Annotated in this window: 13 protein-coding genes; 2 read left to right on the forward strand and 11 right to left on the reverse strand. The window is 73.2% G+C overall.

Annotated features, from left to right (window positions below):
* The first annotated feature begins 25 nt into the window (after positions 1-25).
* Complete coding sequence (locus ACA511_RS34300) at positions 26-1,078, forward strand: aldo/keto reductase (protein WP_375028857.1); 1,053 nt, start codon at positions 26-28, stop codon at positions 1,076-1,078.
* On the opposite strand, the gene ACA511_RS34305 is transcribed toward ACA511_RS34300, so the two are convergent.
* From ACA511_RS34305 to ACA511_RS34340, 8 genes are all read right to left on the reverse strand, one after another.
* The gene (locus ACA511_RS34305; RefSeq protein WP_375028858.1) at positions 1,071-3,215 is read right to left on the reverse strand and encodes an acyl-CoA dehydrogenase; all 2,145 of its coding nucleotides are present in this window, start codon (positions 3,213-3,215) and stop codon (positions 1,071-1,073) included. The two genes, ACA511_RS34300 and ACA511_RS34305, sit on opposite strands and share 8 nt — an antisense overlap.
* Positions 3,216-3,291: 76 nt before the next feature.
* Complete coding sequence (locus ACA511_RS34310; protein ID WP_375028859.1) at positions 3,292-3,765, reverse strand: ribosomal protein L7/L12; 474 nt, start codon at positions 3,763-3,765, stop codon at positions 3,292-3,294.
* A 79-nt stretch (positions 3,766-3,844) separates the two neighbouring features.
* A complete protein-coding gene (locus ACA511_RS34315; protein WP_375028860.1) occupies positions 3,845-4,426 on the reverse strand; it encodes a TIGR03086 family metal-binding protein in 582 nt (193 codons plus the stop codon).
* A 91-nt stretch (positions 4,427-4,517) separates the two neighbouring features.
* Positions 4,518-5,165, reverse strand: coding sequence for a hypothetical protein (locus ACA511_RS34320; RefSeq protein WP_375028861.1), 648 nt, complete (start codon positions 5,163-5,165; stop codon positions 4,518-4,520).
* A 302-nt stretch (positions 5,166-5,467) separates the two neighbouring features.
* Positions 5,468-6,238 carry a hypothetical protein gene (locus ACA511_RS34325; protein ID WP_375028862.1) on the reverse strand — a complete coding sequence of 257 codons (771 nt, stop codon included), beginning with the start codon at positions 6,236-6,238 and terminating at the stop codon, positions 5,468-5,470.
* Positions 6,239-6,322: 84 nt separating this feature from the next.
* Positions 6,323-7,231 carry a DUF5753 domain-containing protein gene (locus ACA511_RS34330; protein WP_375028863.1) on the reverse strand — a complete coding sequence of 303 codons (909 nt, stop codon included), beginning with the start codon at positions 7,229-7,231 and terminating at the stop codon, positions 6,323-6,325.
* Positions 7,232-7,289: 58 nt separating this feature from the next.
* Complete coding sequence (locus ACA511_RS34335; RefSeq protein ID WP_375028864.1) at positions 7,290-8,108, reverse strand: SAM-dependent methyltransferase; 819 nt, start codon at positions 8,106-8,108, stop codon at positions 7,290-7,292.
* Between the two features lie 113 nt (positions 8,109-8,221).
* Complete coding sequence (locus ACA511_RS34340) at positions 8,222-9,238, reverse strand: oxygenase MpaB family protein (protein WP_375028865.1); 1,017 nt, start codon at positions 9,236-9,238, stop codon at positions 8,222-8,224.
* A gap of 103 nt (positions 9,239-9,341) precedes the next feature.
* Here ACA511_RS34340 and ACA511_RS34345 point away from each other — a divergent pair, with 103 nt between their 5' ends.
* Complete coding sequence (locus ACA511_RS34345) at positions 9,342-9,971, forward strand: TetR/AcrR family transcriptional regulator (protein WP_375028866.1); 630 nt, start codon at positions 9,342-9,344, stop codon at positions 9,969-9,971.
* A 68-nt stretch (positions 9,972-10,039) separates the two neighbouring features.
* Here ACA511_RS34345 and ACA511_RS34350 read toward each other — a convergent pair whose 3' ends face one another.
* From ACA511_RS34350 to ACA511_RS34360, 3 genes are read right to left on the reverse strand one after another with little or no spacing between them, the layout of a single operon-like run.
* Positions 10,040-10,666 (reverse strand): isochorismatase family protein, encoded by a 627-nt coding sequence (locus ACA511_RS34350; protein ID WP_375028867.1) that lies wholly within the window; start codon positions 10,664-10,666, stop codon positions 10,040-10,042.
* The gene (locus ACA511_RS34355) at positions 10,663-12,558 is read right to left on the reverse strand and encodes a hydantoinase B/oxoprolinase family protein (protein ID WP_375028868.1); all 1,896 of its coding nucleotides are present in this window, start codon (positions 12,556-12,558) and stop codon (positions 10,663-10,665) included. The genes ACA511_RS34350 and ACA511_RS34355 overlap by 4 nt, the downstream gene beginning before the upstream one ends.
* Positions 12,558-14,618, reverse strand: coding sequence for a hydantoinase/oxoprolinase family protein (locus ACA511_RS34360; RefSeq protein WP_375028869.1), 2,061 nt, complete (start codon positions 14,616-14,618; stop codon positions 12,558-12,560). The genes ACA511_RS34355 and ACA511_RS34360 overlap by 1 nt, the downstream gene beginning before the upstream one ends.
* Positions 14,619-14,639: the final 21 nt, after the last annotated feature.

A 14,639-nucleotide genomic window follows, 5' to 3' on the forward strand; every position in this document is an offset into this window, starting at 1 on the left:
TTCGCCTAACGAGGGAGCGCGCAGTATGCGGTACCGCAAGCTCGGCCGTACCGGGGTCGAGGTCAGCAGCCAGTGCCTCGGAGCGATGATGTTCGGCTCGGTCGGCAATCCCGACCACGACGAATGCGAGCGCATGGTCCACCGGGCGCTGGACGCCGGGATCAACTTCATCGACACCGCCGACATGTACTCCGCCGGAGAGAGCGAGGAGGCGGTCGGCAAGGCCGTCAAGGGCCGCCGGGACGACATCGTCCTCGCGACGAAGTTCTTCTTCCCGCTGGGCGAGGAGCGCAACAGCCGGGGCGGGTCGCGGCGCTACATCGTCCGCGCGGTGGAGGACAGCCTCCGGCGGCTGGGCACCGACCGCATCGACCTCTACCAGATGCACCGCCCCGACTGGGACACCGATCTGGAGGAGACGCTCGACGCCCTGTCCGACCTGGTCGGGCAGGGCAAGGTCCTGTACGTGGGGTCGTCGTCCTTCCCCGCCGACCAGATCGTGGAGGCGCAGTGGGCGGCCGAGCGGCGCGGCGGCGTCCGGTTCGTCTGCGAGCAGCCCCAGTACTCGGTCTTCGCGCGGTCGATCGAGCGGGCGGTGCTGCCCGCCGCGCAGCGGCACGGGATGGGGGTCATCCCGTGGAGCCCGCTCGCGGGCGGCTGGCTGACCGGCAAGTACCGGCGGGGCGCGGAGGCGCCCGCCGGCGCCCGGTTCGCGCCGTCGCCGGCGCATCCGGCATGGCGGCAGCGGGCCGTCGACGTGGACCCGAGCGCCCCCGTCCGGTACGAGGCCGTCGAGCGGCTCGCCAAGATCGCCGAGGGGGCCGGGCTGCCCCTGGCGCACCTGGCGCTCGCCTTCGTCGGCGAGCACCCGGCCGTCACCTCGACGATCATCGGGCCGAAGACCGCGGCGCAGCTGGACGACCTGCTCGCCGCCGCCGACGTCCGCCTCGACGCCGCCGTGCTGGACGCTATCGACGAGGTCGTCCCGCCCGGCACCGACATCGCCGGCATCATGCACGGCGCCGACGAGCCGGGGCTGCGCCCGCGGAACCGCCGCCGGTCCCCGGCCGCTACCTGATCAGCGGGTCGCGGGGCAGCTTCAGGATGCGCTCGGCGATCTGGTTGCGGGTGATCTCGGACGTGCCGCCCGCGATGGACATGCCGCGGGAGCCGAGCCGCATCAGCCCGGCGAACTGGCCGAGGCCCTCGTTGAACGCGGTGCCGGGCCCGGCGAACGCGGCGAGGAGGTCGGCGGTGGCGTGGCCGTGCTCGGCGAGGACCAGCTTGGTGATGTTGCCCTCCGGGCCGGGCTCGCCGCCGGCGACGGCGCGCTCGGCGGAGCGCAGGTTCAGCAGCCGGAGGGCCTGCTCCTCGGCGAGGTAGGCGCCGACGCGCTCGGCGGCCGCGGGGACGCGGTCGCCGTGCTCGCGGTAGAGCGCGACGGCGTCGGGTCCTGGCGGGCCGCCGACGCCGCCGCCGATGCTGACGCGCTCGTTGCCGAGCGTGGCGCGGGCGACCGTCCAGCCCTTGTTCGGCTCGCCGACCACGTCGGCGTCGGGGACGAAGACGTCGGAGAAGAACACCTCGTTGAAGTCGGAGCCGCCGGTGATCTGGCGGAGCGGCCGGACCTCCACGCCCGGGTGCTCCATGTCGAGGACGACCATGGTGACGCCGGCGTGCTTGGCCGCGTCCGGGTCGGTCCGGACGGTCGCGAACCCCCAGCGGCAGTGCTGGGCGCCGCTCGTCCAGACCTTCTGGCCGTTGACGACCCAGCCGCCCTCGACCTTCACGGCGCGGGTCTTCACGGCGGCGGCGTCCGAGCCGGCCTCGGGCTCGCTGAACAGCTGGCACCAGACCTCGTCGCCGGTGAGCGCGGGCCGCACCCAGCGGTCGATCTGGTCCTGGGTGCCGTGCTGGACGAGGGTGAGGATCACCCAGCCGGTGATGCCGAGCTGGGCGCGCTTCACTCCGGCGGCGCGGAACTCGTCCTCGATGACGAGCTGGAGCCCGGCGCTCGCCTCCACGCCCCAGGGCCGCGGCCAGTGCGGCTGGACGTAGCCGGTGTCGATCAGCTTCTGCCGCTGCTCGGCGGCGGGCAGCGCGGCGATCTCGCGGGCCAGCGCGCGGATCTCCGGACGCCGCGCCTCCGCCTCGGGCGGCAGGTCGAGGGTCGCCGCGCGGACGACGCCGGCGGCCTTCAGGCGGGTCACGTCCCGTTCGGCGGAGCGCGGGTCGAACACGGCCTCCAGCGTCGCGGCCCGGCGCATCAGCAGGTGGGCGTCGTGCTCCCAGGTGAAGCCGATGCCGCCGTGCACCTGGATGTTGAGGCCGGTGTCGGCGGTGAACGCGGGCAGGGCGAGCGCCGCGGCGACGGCCGCCGCCAGCTCGAACTGGTCGGCGGGCCCGGACGCGGCGCGCGCGGCGTCCCACACGGCGGCCGTGCTCAGCTCGGCGGCGACGAGCATGTTCGCGCAGTGGTGCTTGACCGCCTGGAACGTCGCGATGGGGCGGCCGAACTGCTCGCGGACCTTCGCGTACTCGACGGCGTTCGCCACGCATTCGAGCGCGCCGCCGACGGCTTCGGCCGAGACGAGCGTGCGGGCGACGGCGGTGGCCAGGGCCCTGGCGCCGGGGAGCACGTCGGCGGCGGCGCCGTCCAGGGCGACCCGCGCGGAGCGGCGGGACGGGTCCAAATTCTCTGGGACGTCGACCGCAGCGGCGTCCGCCCGCACGACGACCATGTCGTCGCCGGCCGCGAGGACGAGCAGTTCCGCGAGGCCGCCGCCCAGCACGACGCCCGCGTCGCCGGTGGCGGCGCCGTCCCGCAGGCTGAGCGAGCCGTCCAGGCCGAGGGCCGCCGGGACCGCCCCGGAGGCGAGGCCGGGCAGCAGGCGCGCCCGCTGCTCGTCGCTCCCGGCGGCCGCGATCACCGCGGACGCGATCATCGTGGGCAGCATGGGGCCGGGCGCGACGGCGCGTCCCAGCTCCTCGGCGACCACGACCAGCTCCGGGAGGCCCGCTCCGCCGCCGCCGTGCTCCTCGGGGAGGTGCAGGCCGAGCAGCCCGAGCGCGGCGAACCCGGTCCAGTACGCGGGAAGCGTCTCCTTCTCGGCGTCCAGCAGCGCGCGGTTCGCGGCCCGCGCCCCGTGGTCGCGCAGGAACGAGCGCGCCGTCCGCGCCAGCTCGCGGTGCTCCTCGCTGATGGCGATCGCCATGGCCCCTCCAAGGATCGTTCCGTCCAGAGACCAGAATGGCATTCGGTTGCCGTCGGGGGCGAGGGGGCGTGCGGATCTATCTCAGCGCGTCGACGAAACGCGCCGCCTCCTCGCGGCTCATCCCCGTCTCCGCGCACACCAGCGCGAGGGCGGACGCGTGGTCGCCGGCGTCCTTGAACGCCCGGACCCGGTCGGACAGCGTCCCGCCGCCCGCCACCGGCCTCGCCACGCGCCCGTCGCGGAGCGCGTCGACGTAGTCCTTGGCGGCGCGCGACCCGAGGCCCGCCTCCGCCCTCACCATCTTGGCCGCGGGCCGCGTCCCGCCTGCGGCGATCAGCCCCAGCGCCCGCTCCCGCACCTCCGGCGGCACCCGCGCGGCGAGGGCCTCGCCCTTCAGCGCGTCCACGTACTCCTTGGCCTCCTTGAGCCCGAGGCCGGTGACCTCCCGGACCAGCTTGACGGCCGGAATGTAGCGCTCCTCCGCGACCATCTCGACGACCCGCTCGCGATCTTCGGGGCGGATGTGGCGCACGGACGCCGACCACTTCATGGGCACTCCTCTGACGGGGGGCGGACGATCCGATTCTCGCCGACCGGCCCGCCGCGCCGCATCCTCCGAGGCGGTCCGCTCAGCGCAGCGGACGGCGGCCGAGGAGCGCGACGAGCCGGTCGCCGGGGGCCGCGTCCGGCGGCGGCTCGACGGGGTCGGCGAACAGCGGGCGGTGCGGCGGGTCCGGGAGGACCAGCGGGCAGACCGCCAGCAGGTCGTCCGCCAGCAGCGGCGGGACGGGCCGCCGCTCACCGGTCGCCTGGGCGATGTCCCAGCCGTGGACGGCGACCTCGATCGCACCGGCCCCCGCCAGCGCCTCCCCCGCCAGCCGCCGGTTCCCGACCGTGACCGTCTTCAGGGCGGCGGACGCCCGCAGCACCCGGACGGCCCGCACCCGCAGCGCCGACACCGGGTCGTCCGGCGGCCCCTCCCGGCCCGCGGCCGTCGCGACGTGCCCGGTGGTCATGCCCTCGTGCAGCGCCGCCAGGGACTCGCCGAGATGCAGCAGGAGCATGTCGAGATCCCAGGCCGCGCACGGCGTGCGGCGGGCGCGCATGTGCGGCGCGATCCCCTGGACGGCCGTCAGCGCGAAGCCGATCGCCCGGTCCAGCAGCCGCGCGCCGCACTCGGCGTCCTGGGTGGCCCGCATCCGCTCGCACATCCGGCCTCCAAAGTGGGTGTTGGCCCTACGTTCTGTGGACCGCCCCCGTGCCGGAAAGTCATCGGGCGGGACGCCGTCGCGGAGATCCGCGTCAGGCGTGTCCGGCGAGCCGCGGCCACGGTTCGGCGGGCGCCATCCACAGCCACGCTCTCGTGCGCGTCTCCTTGACCTCGACGTTGATCATCTCGAAGTCCGCGGCCTCGATCAGGTGGTATCCGATCGCCGCCTCGTAGACGTATTCCGAGATGACGAGCGCGAAGTCGGTGCCGGCGTACGCGAGGCGGTCCTTCATCACCGGGGCCTCCAGCAGCCGGAACAGGTTGTTGACCGAGGTGCCGGCCACACCGTGGGCGTCCTCGTGCAGGAATCCCGCGTGCAGTGCCATCCGCAACTGGATCCGGGCCTCGGGCACCGCGGTCCTGTTGTGCGCACGGATCTCGTCGCGAATGCTCTGGACGAGCAGGCTGAGCACGACGTCGAGCCCGGTCCGCGGACCGACGACCATGAAGATCCCGTCCCCGCGGTCCTCCAGGCGGATCCGGCGGCGGCCCACGCGGGCGGTCACGTACGCCTCCTCGACGATCCCGTACATGACCTCGCGCAGGTAGATCTGCATCGCCTCGTCGCGGCTGGTGAACCGCACGATGTCGATGGCCAGCATCACGTGCAGGAGGGGGTGCGCCCCCCGCTGCCGCCGGGCGATGGGGCGGCGGAGCGGCATCCTCAGGACGCTCCTCATCGCGGGTCACCGGCCTCGTGCTCCGTCGGGGCGAGGCGCGGGCCGCTGCGAGGTATCGGGGACATTGCCGGCCTTCTCCTTGGTGCAGATCGTCGACATTGACGATCATCGGCTTTTCGGTCGCAGCCCTGACTATTTCGTGCACTTAGCCGAGTTCGCGGTGGTTTACCAGGAAAACCCCAGGAGCACCGTTTTGCGAACGGCAGTGGCCGCAACGGAACGACAGGGAACGCCGCGCCCGCACCAAGAAATTGCATCACTTCCGGCAAATATCACTATTTCCGGCAATTGGCCCCGCGCGCTCAGAACCGGGAAGCGGGATCCGCACCGGCCGCGGCGACACAGGACAGGAAGGCGCGCGCCGCCTCCAGGTCGCCGCGGTTCGCGGCCGCGTAGGCGAGGACGTGGGCGTGCGCCACCGCCAACCGCCGGTCGACCTCCGCGCCGTCCACCGGCACCAGGTTCGCCGCGACGTTCAGACCGGCCGCCGCGGCGTTGATCAGGTAGGCGGCGGCCTTGTGCCCGTACCCCGCGGCGCACGCGAGCATCACCGCGGTCTCGTAGACGGCGTTCCGGTCTCCCGTGGCCGACCGCCTCTCCAGGGCCGCCGCGTACCGGCCGTGCCTGCGGAGCTCGGCGCTCTCGCCGGGTTCGAGCAGGACCGGGTCGGCCCGGCGTTCCGGACCGGCCGCGGGCGCCTGAACGGACCCGCCGGCCGCCGGGGACCGTGCGGCGCGTGCGGCCTTCGCCGCGCGGAGCAGGCGATGCCAATCCGGAAGCGAGGCCAGGCCCGGATCGTCGTCCAGGCTGCCGTGCTCGAAGCCGCACCGCTGCAGGCTCAGCACGATCGCGGTGAGCATCCCCGACTTGGGCAGCCGGACGCCGTTGACGACCTGGCTCAGCGTGGACCGGCTGATGCTGTGCGGCACCGACCGGCGGCCGCCGTCGAGCGGGTAGAGGTCCTCCAGCCGGCCGGCGGTCCGGTCCACGGTGGTGGACGACGGCGAGCCCGCCCCGAGGTAGAGCTCCCGGAGCCGGCGGTGGAGTTCCTGATCAGGCTGCTCATCGGCCATGGGTCGCCTCGTTCTGTCGGCCCGTGCGCCGCCACGATGCCATGCCCGCGGACGCCGGTCTGTGTCCCATGACACGTCCGGCGCTCACAGCGAGGCGATCACCTCGCGCAGGATCGGCGCGGTGCGCGCCGGCGGCGGCGCCTGCGACCCGAGGACGTTCATGGCGTGCCGGTAGTAGTCCTGGTCGCCGGGGCGGTCCGGGTAGAGGGCGTGGTCCAGCTGCTCCAGGAACACCACGTCGGCCAGGTCCTCGTCCGGCAGCCGGAGCAGCGTCATCGGGCCGCTCAGCGCGGCGTGCCCGCCGATGGCGAACGGCAGGACCTGGACGGTGACGTTGGGCGCGTCGCACAGGTCCAGCAGGTGTTCGAGCTGCCGGAACATCGTGCCCCGGCCGCCGACGGGGCGGCGCAGCGCCGCCTCGTCCAGGATCGTCCAGAGGCGGGCCGGCCGGGAGCGGTGGAGGATGTCCTGCCGGCGCATGCGCAGGCCCACCCTGGCGTCGATCTCCGACGCGGCCTCCGCGCGGTGCACCAGCGTGATCTGCGCACGGGCGTAGGCGGGAGTCTGCAGCAGGTCGGGGACGTACTGGACGGCATAGCAGCGGACGACGTCCGCGACCTGCTCCGCGCCGATGTACGGCAGGAACCACGCCGGGATGAACTCCCGGTAGGACTGCCACCAGCCGGGCGCATGGGACTGGCGGGCCAGTTCCAGCAGCGCCACCCGGGTGGCGTGCTCGTCGACGCCGTAGAGATCGCACAGCGCCATCGCGTCGTCGAGCCCGCACCGGGTGATGCCGGACTCCAGCGCGGCGAGCCTGTCCTCGGAGCCGACCGCCGGCGCGGCCGCTCCCCGGCTCATGCCCCGCCCGCCGCGCAGCCGGCGCAGCCGGACGGCCAGCACGAGCCTCGGCAGGGTCAGCCCGGCCGAGTCGTCGGCGCGCAGCTCGGCGGCCACCCCCGCGGTGAGCCGCCCGGCCGGGACCGCGCTCATGACCTGCTCCTCATCGTCACCATGCCCGCCCCCGGGGACGCCCCGCGGCGGGTGCGGCTCAGGGCTTGCGTGCGACGCCGCCGAACTGGTCGCTCTCCTCGGGTTCGCCGAACGGCACGGCCTCGGGCCGCCACCGGGTGCAGGAGACGACTCCGGGCTCCACCATCTCCAGGCCCTGGAAAAGGCTCCGGAGCTGCGCGGGGGTGCGGTGGATGCCGGGCGGCCTGCCGTACTGGTTCCATTGCCGGATCGCCTCGGCCATCTTCTCGCCGGTGACCTCGATCGTGGGATGCGCGATCGCGAGATGACTGCCGGGCGCCATCGGCTCCAGCAGCCGGCCGATGATCGACCGGGCCTCGTCGTCGTCGGTGATGTGCCAGACCACGCCCAGCATCGTGATCGCGACGGGTTCGGAGAAGTCGAGCGTCGCGGCGGCCCCGCGCAGGATCGCCTCCGGATCGTGCATGTCGGCGTCCAGATAATCGGTGGCGCCTTCCGGGGTGCTGCCCAGCAGTGCCCGCGCGTGCGTCAGCACCAGCGGATCGTTGTCGACGTAGACGACCCGGCAGGCCGGATCGATCCGCTGCGCGACGTCGTGGGTGTTGTCGGCGGTGGGCAGCCCCGTCCCGATGTCGAGGAACTGCCGAATTCCGGCCTCGCCGGCCAGAAAGCGCACCACCCGTCCCAGGAACAGCCGGTCGGCACGGGCCTGCTCGACGATGTCGGGCAGCACCGCCGCTATTTGATCGCCCAGCTCGCGATCAACTTCGTAGTTCTCTTTTCCGCCCAGCCAATAGTCCCAGATACGGGCCGAGTGAGACACCGTCGTATCGATCCCCGGAGCCGGTTGGGGGGACGGCGCGCGCGAATCGCTCATGGCCTGCTCTGCCTCCGTGGGTCGACGCAGTGTCTTCCCACAATAGTTCCCAGGCCAATCCCCTCAATGTCCCATTCAGGCCACGGCGGGAATGAACGCCGGGCAGCGGTTCGTCAGGCGGTCGCCTCGACCTCCTCGCGGGTCAGGACGGGGTCGGGGGCGGTCGGCGCGGTCGACGCGGCGACCGGGGCCGAGACGCCGCCGGCGACGCGGGCCCCGGCCTCGCGGAACTCCCGGATCGGTCCGGTGGCGTCGTGGAGGCCGTTGAGGACGGCCCACAGCGCCGCCCGGCGCGCGCGCAGCGCGACGGGGTTCGGCGGCTGGTAGAGGCAGAGCTTCTGCGCCCACTTCGGGAGCATGTCGCGGGCGGCCCAGTCCATGAAGGCGCTGCCGGGCTCCCAGGGCTTGGCCTTGCTGTCGCGCAGGTTGGGCCCCGTCGCGAACGCCTTGATCGGGGTGACCGCCAGGCGCGGCAGGTAGGACTCAAGGCATTCGGCGACCTCCGCCTTGGTGGCGGGCAGGTCGGTCCCGCCCAGGGCCTCGCCGACGCGGACGAACTCGCGGTAGTAGCGGTCGATGTCGTCGAGCGGGCGGCGGTGGTAGCGCTCGTGCGCGGTCGCGAGCCCCCACACGACGGTGGCGTAGTTCCAGCGCAGCCACTCGGGGTCGTCGGCGTCGTAGGCCAGCCCGTCCGGGCGGGTGCCCTTGATGGTGTGGTGCATGGCGCGGACGGTGCGGGCCAGCCGCTCGGCGGTCGCGGTGGAGCCGTAGGCCGTCCCGATGAAGAAGGAGAGGGAGTGGCCCAGGCGGACGGCGGCGCCCTCCGGGTCGATGTTGCCGGTCGGGACGCCGTCCGCGCGCTCGGGGATGCGGGAGTGGTCGTAGGCCATCCAGCTGATGCTCGGGTCGAGCCCCTCGATGTAGGCGGCGCCGACCAGGCCGAGGATCAGCGTGGGCAGGTGCGAGTGGACGTACCAGACCGCGCTGCCGGGCCCGAACCAGCCGGGGTCGCCGTCGGGCCCGGCGAAGTCCAGGCCCTTGAAGAACCTGGAGCGGATATCGGCGTCGAAGGCCCGCTCGAACCGCGTCGCGACGATGTTCGTCTTGCCCAGATCCATCTTGCCCGGCATGTGCGCTCCCATTTCTGGCTACAACTGTGGCCAGAGTAAGGGTTTGGGTACACCTGTGTCCAGACTTGGCCCCGGGGCGAGGGCTCGGCGGTATCGTCGGGGCATGGCGAACGCGCGCACGGCCACGTCCACCCGGTGGGCCGGGGTCCCCGCGAGCCGGCGGCGGGACGAGCGGCGCGGCATGCTCGTCCAGGCCGCGTACCGGCTGTTCGGCGAGGAGGGCGAGGCCGGCCTGACGGTCCGGGCCGCGTGCCGCGAGGCCGAGCTGCACACGCGCTACTTCTACGAGAACTTCGCCGGCACCGACGAGCTGCTCGCGGCCGTCTACGACCGGGAGGCCACGGCCCTCGCCGACGCGCTGGCGGGCGCGCTCGACGAGGCCGGTCCGAGCCCGAACGTCCGCACCCGCGCGGGAATCCGCAGCGTGCTCCGCTTCATCAGCGACGACCCGCGCAGGGGGCGCGTCCTGTTCGCGGAGGCGCGCGGCAACGAGGTCCTCGCCGAGCGGCGCCGCGCCGCGCAGACCGCCCTGCTGGACGGCGTCCTCGCGATGAGCAACATCGAGAACCCGGCGCTCCCGGTCGTCATCGCCGCGACGATGTTCACCGGCGCCATGACCGAACTGGCCCAGCAGTGGGCGGACGGGAGGCTAGGCGACGACCTGGACGCGGTAGTCGACAGCGCCGTAGACCTGTCCCTGGCCCTCCACACCACCGCCGCAAGGCACGCCTGACCCCGTTGACTTGCGGCGTGTTGTTGTTATGCGGGCGCTCATAACGACAACACGCCGCAAGTCGACGATCAGGTGATCAGCTCCAGGGCACGGTCGAGGGAGATCACGTCGGCGTACTTGGCCTGGAGGTCGAGCAGGTTGGCCTCGTGCAGGCGCGGGTCGCGGTCACCGCACGCCTCGTCCACCACGAGCGGGCGGAAGCCGTGCTGCAGGGCGTCGGTCGCGGTGGCCCGGATGCAGCCGCTCGTGGTCAGCCCGCAGATGAACAGGGTGTCGATCCCGGACGCGGTCAGGGTCGCCGCGAGCGACGTCCCGTGGAACGCGCTCGCGTACTGCTTGGTGACCACCGTCTCCCCCGGCCGGGGGGAGACCCCCTCGGCGAAGTCGCCGAGGGGGTTCCCTTCCTCGAACACGCGGAGCGCGGGGACCTTGCGGCGGAACAGCCCGCCGTCCGCGCCGCCCGGCTGGAAGCTCACCCGGGTGAACAGCACGGGCAGCCCGGCCGTCCGCGCCGCGCCGACCAGGGCCACGGTCGCGGCCAGCGCGTCCTCCACGGGGGCGCGCAGCGGCGACCCGTCCGCCAGGTACGCGCGGGCGAAGTCGACCACCAGCACCGCCGGGGCCCTGCCGCAGCCGAGGCTCTCGCCGAAGCCCGATTCCCGGTAGCCGGCGACGAGGTCGTCCGAACCGGTCATCGGCGCAGCGCGTCCGCCGAGCGGACGTCGACCGGCGGACGCGGCGCGGGCAGCCCGGTCTCCTCCTCGCAGCGGGCGAGGATCTCCGCCAGCGGCGGGCCCATGTCGAACACGGGGATCTCCGGCCGCGCGGCGGCCATCTCGGCCCGCAGCGCCTCGGAGGCCGCCGCGTCCAGGACGCCGTCGTCGCCGCAGACGACGCCGTAGCCCTCCCGGGCGCCGCCGGCGGTCACCAGCCCGCGCCGCACCTCCAGCGCGACCTGCTCGGCCGGCCGGGCGAGCGGGTCGCCCCAGCCGCCGCCGCCCCAGGTCACGAAGTGCAGGACGTCGCCCGGCGCGACCGGGACGTCGTGGATCTTGCTGGGCAGCACCTCGCGGGTGCCGTCGACCCGGTCGATCCACTTGCGTCCCCGCTCACCCGGACGCCCGCCGTTCACGCCCCACGGGTAGGTGAGCCAGCGGTCGTCGTGGATCGCGATCGTGCCCGGCTCCTCGAAGTGGTACGCCACGTCCACGCCGTTGCCGCCGCGGTGCAGGCCGGCGCCGCCGGAGTCGGCGATCGTCTCCCACCGCTCGATCCGCAGCGGGTAGTACGACTCCAGGTACTCGCAGGGGATGTTGACGAACGACGGCCACAGCGAGTGCCCGTCCGGGCCGTCCCCGACCGGGCGTCCCGGCACCCCGCCGAACCCGATCGAGTACAGCTGGAACCACTCGCCCGCGCGCGGCCCGGACGTGTAGTGCCCCGAGTACATGAAGTGCGGCGAGGACGAGAACCCGGCCGCGTTCAGGATCTCCGGGTTCGTCTGCCCGAGCAGCCCGCCGAACAGGTCGAACACCCGGCCGATGCCGTGGTTGCGGGCGTTCAGCGCGGCCGGGCGGCGCGGCCTCCAGAACGAGTCCTCGGGGATCGTGACGTCGATCAGCGGGTAGAAGCCGTCGTTCCACAGGATCTGCGGGTCGGCGACCGTGATCACGTAGATGCCGAAGAACATCCGGACGAGGTTCTCGTTGATGAAGTAGTTGATCGGCCCGACCGCCTGCGGGGCGGCGTGGCTGAAGTCCAGATGGATCTTCTCGCCGGTCCGGGTCAGCGAGATCTTCAGCTCGTAGGGGCCGTAGCCGCAGCCGTCGTCGTCGATGTAGTCGGCGAACTCCAGCGTCTGGCCGTCCTCGAAGAGGGTCGCCAGCAGCACCTTCATGGCCTGGTAGTTGCGTTCGAGCAGATCGTCCAGCGCCGACAGGTAGGTCTCGACGCCGAACCGGTCGCACAGCTCGGTCACCCGGCGGGCGGCCGTCGTGCAGGCCGCGGTCAGCCCGTTCAGGTCGGCCCGGTTCCAGTCCGGCATCCGGACCTGGTTGAGGATGATCCGCAGCGCGGCCTCGTTGAGCTTCCCGGCCTCGTACAGCTTGAACGGCGGGACGATCACGCCCTCTTCGTAGATGGTGCGGGCGTCGGCGGGCATCGAGGACGGCGTCTTGCCGCCCACGTCCGTCATGTGCCCGAACATCGACGACCAGCCGACCAGCCGGCCCTCGTGGAAGATCGGCACGACCAGCAGCCAGTCGTTGGCGTGGCTGATCGCCGCGCCGCACGCGTACGGGTCGGACGTCATCAGGATGTCGCCCTCGCCGATCGTCCCGTCGAAGTTCGCCAGGAAGTCCGGCACCGACAGGCCGAACTGGCCGACGACCATCTTCCCGGACGGGTCGGCGATCAGCGGGAACTCGTCGTGCTGCTCGCGGATGCCCGGCGACAGCGCGGTGCGGAACAGCACCTCGTCCATCTCGTGCCGGGCGTTGCGCAGCGCGTTCTCGATGATGTCCAGCGTGACCGGGTCGACGTCGACCCGGCCGACCGGCTCCGTGGTGGTCTGCAGGATCTCGGCCATCAGGCCTCCTCAGTCGGGCGGATCAGCAGGCTGCCGCTCGGGTGCACGGTCGCGGCGTGCCCGGACAGGACGAGGGTGGTGGAGTCCATCTCGACCACGACGGCCGGTCCGGTCACCACGTCCCCCGCGCGCAGCTTGGAACGTTCGAAGATGCGGGCGGGCACGGACGCGCCGTCCATCCACACCTCGGTCTCGCGGACCAGCGCCGCGGACGGGTCGCCGGTCCCCTCGGGCAGGGTGCGCCAGGCGACCTCCGGGCGGGGGCCGCTCACCGTGACCCGCAGGTTGATCACCTCGCGCTCGTTGTCGAGCAGGAACGAGAACAGCCGCTTGTGCTCGGCGTCGAACCTGGCGCCCAACTCGGTGAGCAGGTCGCCGTCCACGGTCCCGCGGTCGATCTCGACGGGGATCTCGAAGCCCTGCCCGTGGTAGCGCAGGTCGAACTGGTACGTCGCGGTCTGGGCGTCGCGCGGCACGCCCTCCGACTCCAGGCGGGCGGCGGCCGCGTCGGCCAGTTCGGCGAGCGCGGCGCGCAGCTCGGCGTCGTCGAGGGTGGAGAACAGGCGCACCATCGTGCGGGCGCTCTCGTCGCGGGCGCAGGTCGTCGCGTCCCCGTAGGCGCACAGGACGCCCGGCGACGGCGGCACGATCACCGGCCACGCGCCGGTCAGCCGGCCGAGCGCGTTCGCGTGCAGCGGGCCCGCGCCGCCGAACGACATCAGCGCGAAGTCGCGCGGGTCGAAGCCCTGCTGGACGCTGATCAGCCGCAGCGCGCCCAGCATGTTCTCGTTGACGATGTCGATGATCCCGGCCGCCGCGGCCTCCACGCCGGGCAGGCCCATCGCCTCGGCGACGCCGCTCACCGCCTTGCGGGCGGCCTCGACGTCCAGCGAGATCTCGCCGCCGGCGAGCTGCGTCGGCAGGTAGCCGAGGACGACGTTGGCGTCGGTGACCGTCGGCTCCGTGCCGCCCGCGCCGTAGGCGGCGGGGCCGGGGGCGGCGCCTGCCGACTGCGGCCCGACGCGCAGCGCCTTCGTCAGCTCGGGGACGTGCGCGATCGAGCCGCCGCCCGCGCCGACCGTGCGGACGTCCACGCTGGTCGCCCGGACGGTCAGGTCGCCGACGCTCGTCTCCCGGCCGATGCGCGGGCGCCCGTCGAGCACCAGCGCCACGTCCGTGGACGTGCCGCCCATGTCGAAGGTGAGGAAGTCGGAGAACCCGGCCTGCTCGGCGAACCACGCCGCGCCGGTCACGCCCCCCGCCGGCCCGGACAGCAGCAGCGACACCGGGTCCTCGGCCGCCTTGGACGCCTGGGTCAGCCCGCCGTCGCTGCGCAGCACCGACAGCGGCGCCGCGATCCCGCTGCCGGTCAGCGACCGGTCGAGATTGCTGACGTACCGGGCGACCTCCGGCTGCACGTAGCTGTTGGCGACGGTCGTGACGGTGCGCTCGTACTCGCGCATCTCCGGCAGGACGTGGCTGGACAGCGACACCGGGATCCCCGGCAGCTCCTCGGCCGCCAGCTCCGCCACCCGCCGCTCGTGCGCGTCGTTCGCGTACGAGTTGATCAGCGAGACGGTCAGCGCCTCGATGCCGGCCCCGGCGAGCCTGCGCAGCTCGGCGCGGGCGCGCTCCTCGTCCAGCGGGGTCACCACCGAGCCGTCGGCGGTGATCCGGCCGGGGATCTCGACCGTGTGCTCCAGCCGCGCCAGCGGCTCCGGCTTCGGCCAGATGATCCAGCCGGCCAGCCCGCCCGGCACGTACGACCGGGCGATCTGCAGGACCTGCCGGAACCCCTGCGTGGTCACGAGCCCGACCCGCGCTCCCCTGCCCTGGAGGATCGCGTTGGTCGCCACCGTCGTGCCGTGCAGGACGTGCGCCACCTCGGTCAGCTCGATCCCCGCGTCCCGGCACACCTTGCGGATGCCGTTGAGGACGCCTTCGGACTGGTCCGCCGGGGTCGACGCGGTCTTGGCGCGGTGGCTGACGCCGGTCTCCTCGTCCACCAGGAGCACGTCCGTGAACGTGCCCCCTACATCAACGCCTAGGCGATATCCCATGCTGGTCTCCCGATGCCTTGC

This window comes from Actinomadura sp. GTD37, assembly GCF_041951365.1.
Classification (GTDB): domain Bacteria; phylum Actinomycetota; class Actinomycetes; order Streptosporangiales; family Streptosporangiaceae; genus Spirillospora.

Excerpts from the sequence above, each read along its gene's own strand:
- ACA511_RS34300 (WP_375028857.1), top strand. The coding sequence starts at position 26 with ATGCGGTACCGCAAGCTCGGCCGTACCGGGGTCGAGGTCAGCAGCCAG.
- ACA511_RS34305 (WP_375028858.1), bottom strand. The coding sequence starts at position 3,215 with ATGGCGATCGCCATCAGCGAGGAGCACCGCGAGCTGGCGCGGACGGCG.
- ACA511_RS34310 (WP_375028859.1), bottom strand. The coding sequence starts at position 3,765 with ATGAAGTGGTCGGCGTCCGTGCGCCACATCCGCCCCGAAGATCGCGAG.
- ACA511_RS34315 (WP_375028860.1), bottom strand. The coding sequence starts at position 4,426 with ATGTGCGAGCGGATGCGGGCCACCCAGGACGCCGAGTGCGGCGCGCGG.
- ACA511_RS34320 (WP_375028861.1), bottom strand. The coding sequence starts at position 5,165 with ATGAGGAGCGTCCTGAGGATGCCGCTCCGCCGCCCCATCGCCCGGCGG.
- ACA511_RS34325 (WP_375028862.1), bottom strand. The coding sequence starts at position 6,238 with ATGGCCGATGAGCAGCCTGATCAGGAACTCCACCGCCGGCTCCGGGAG.
- ACA511_RS34330 (WP_375028863.1), bottom strand. The coding sequence starts at position 7,231 with ATGAGCGCGGTCCCGGCCGGGCGGCTCACCGCGGGGGTGGCCGCCGAG.
- ACA511_RS34335 (WP_375028864.1), bottom strand. The coding sequence starts at position 8,108 with ATGAGCGATTCGCGCGCGCCGTCCCCCCAACCGGCTCCGGGGATCGAT.
- ACA511_RS34340 (WP_375028865.1), bottom strand. The coding sequence starts at position 9,238 with ATGCCGGGCAAGATGGATCTGGGCAAGACGAACATCGTCGCGACGCGG.
- ACA511_RS34345 (WP_375028866.1), top strand. The coding sequence starts at position 9,342 with ATGGCGAACGCGCGCACGGCCACGTCCACCCGGTGGGCCGGGGTCCCC.
- ACA511_RS34350 (WP_375028867.1), bottom strand. The coding sequence starts at position 10,666 with ATGACCGGTTCGGACGACCTCGTCGCCGGCTACCGGGAATCGGGCTTC.
- ACA511_RS34355 (WP_375028868.1), bottom strand. The coding sequence starts at position 12,558 with ATGGCCGAGATCCTGCAGACCACCACGGAGCCGGTCGGCCGGGTCGAC.
- ACA511_RS34360 (WP_375028869.1), bottom strand. The coding sequence starts at position 14,618 with ATGGGATATCGCCTAGGCGTTGATGTAGGGGGCACGTTCACGGACGTG.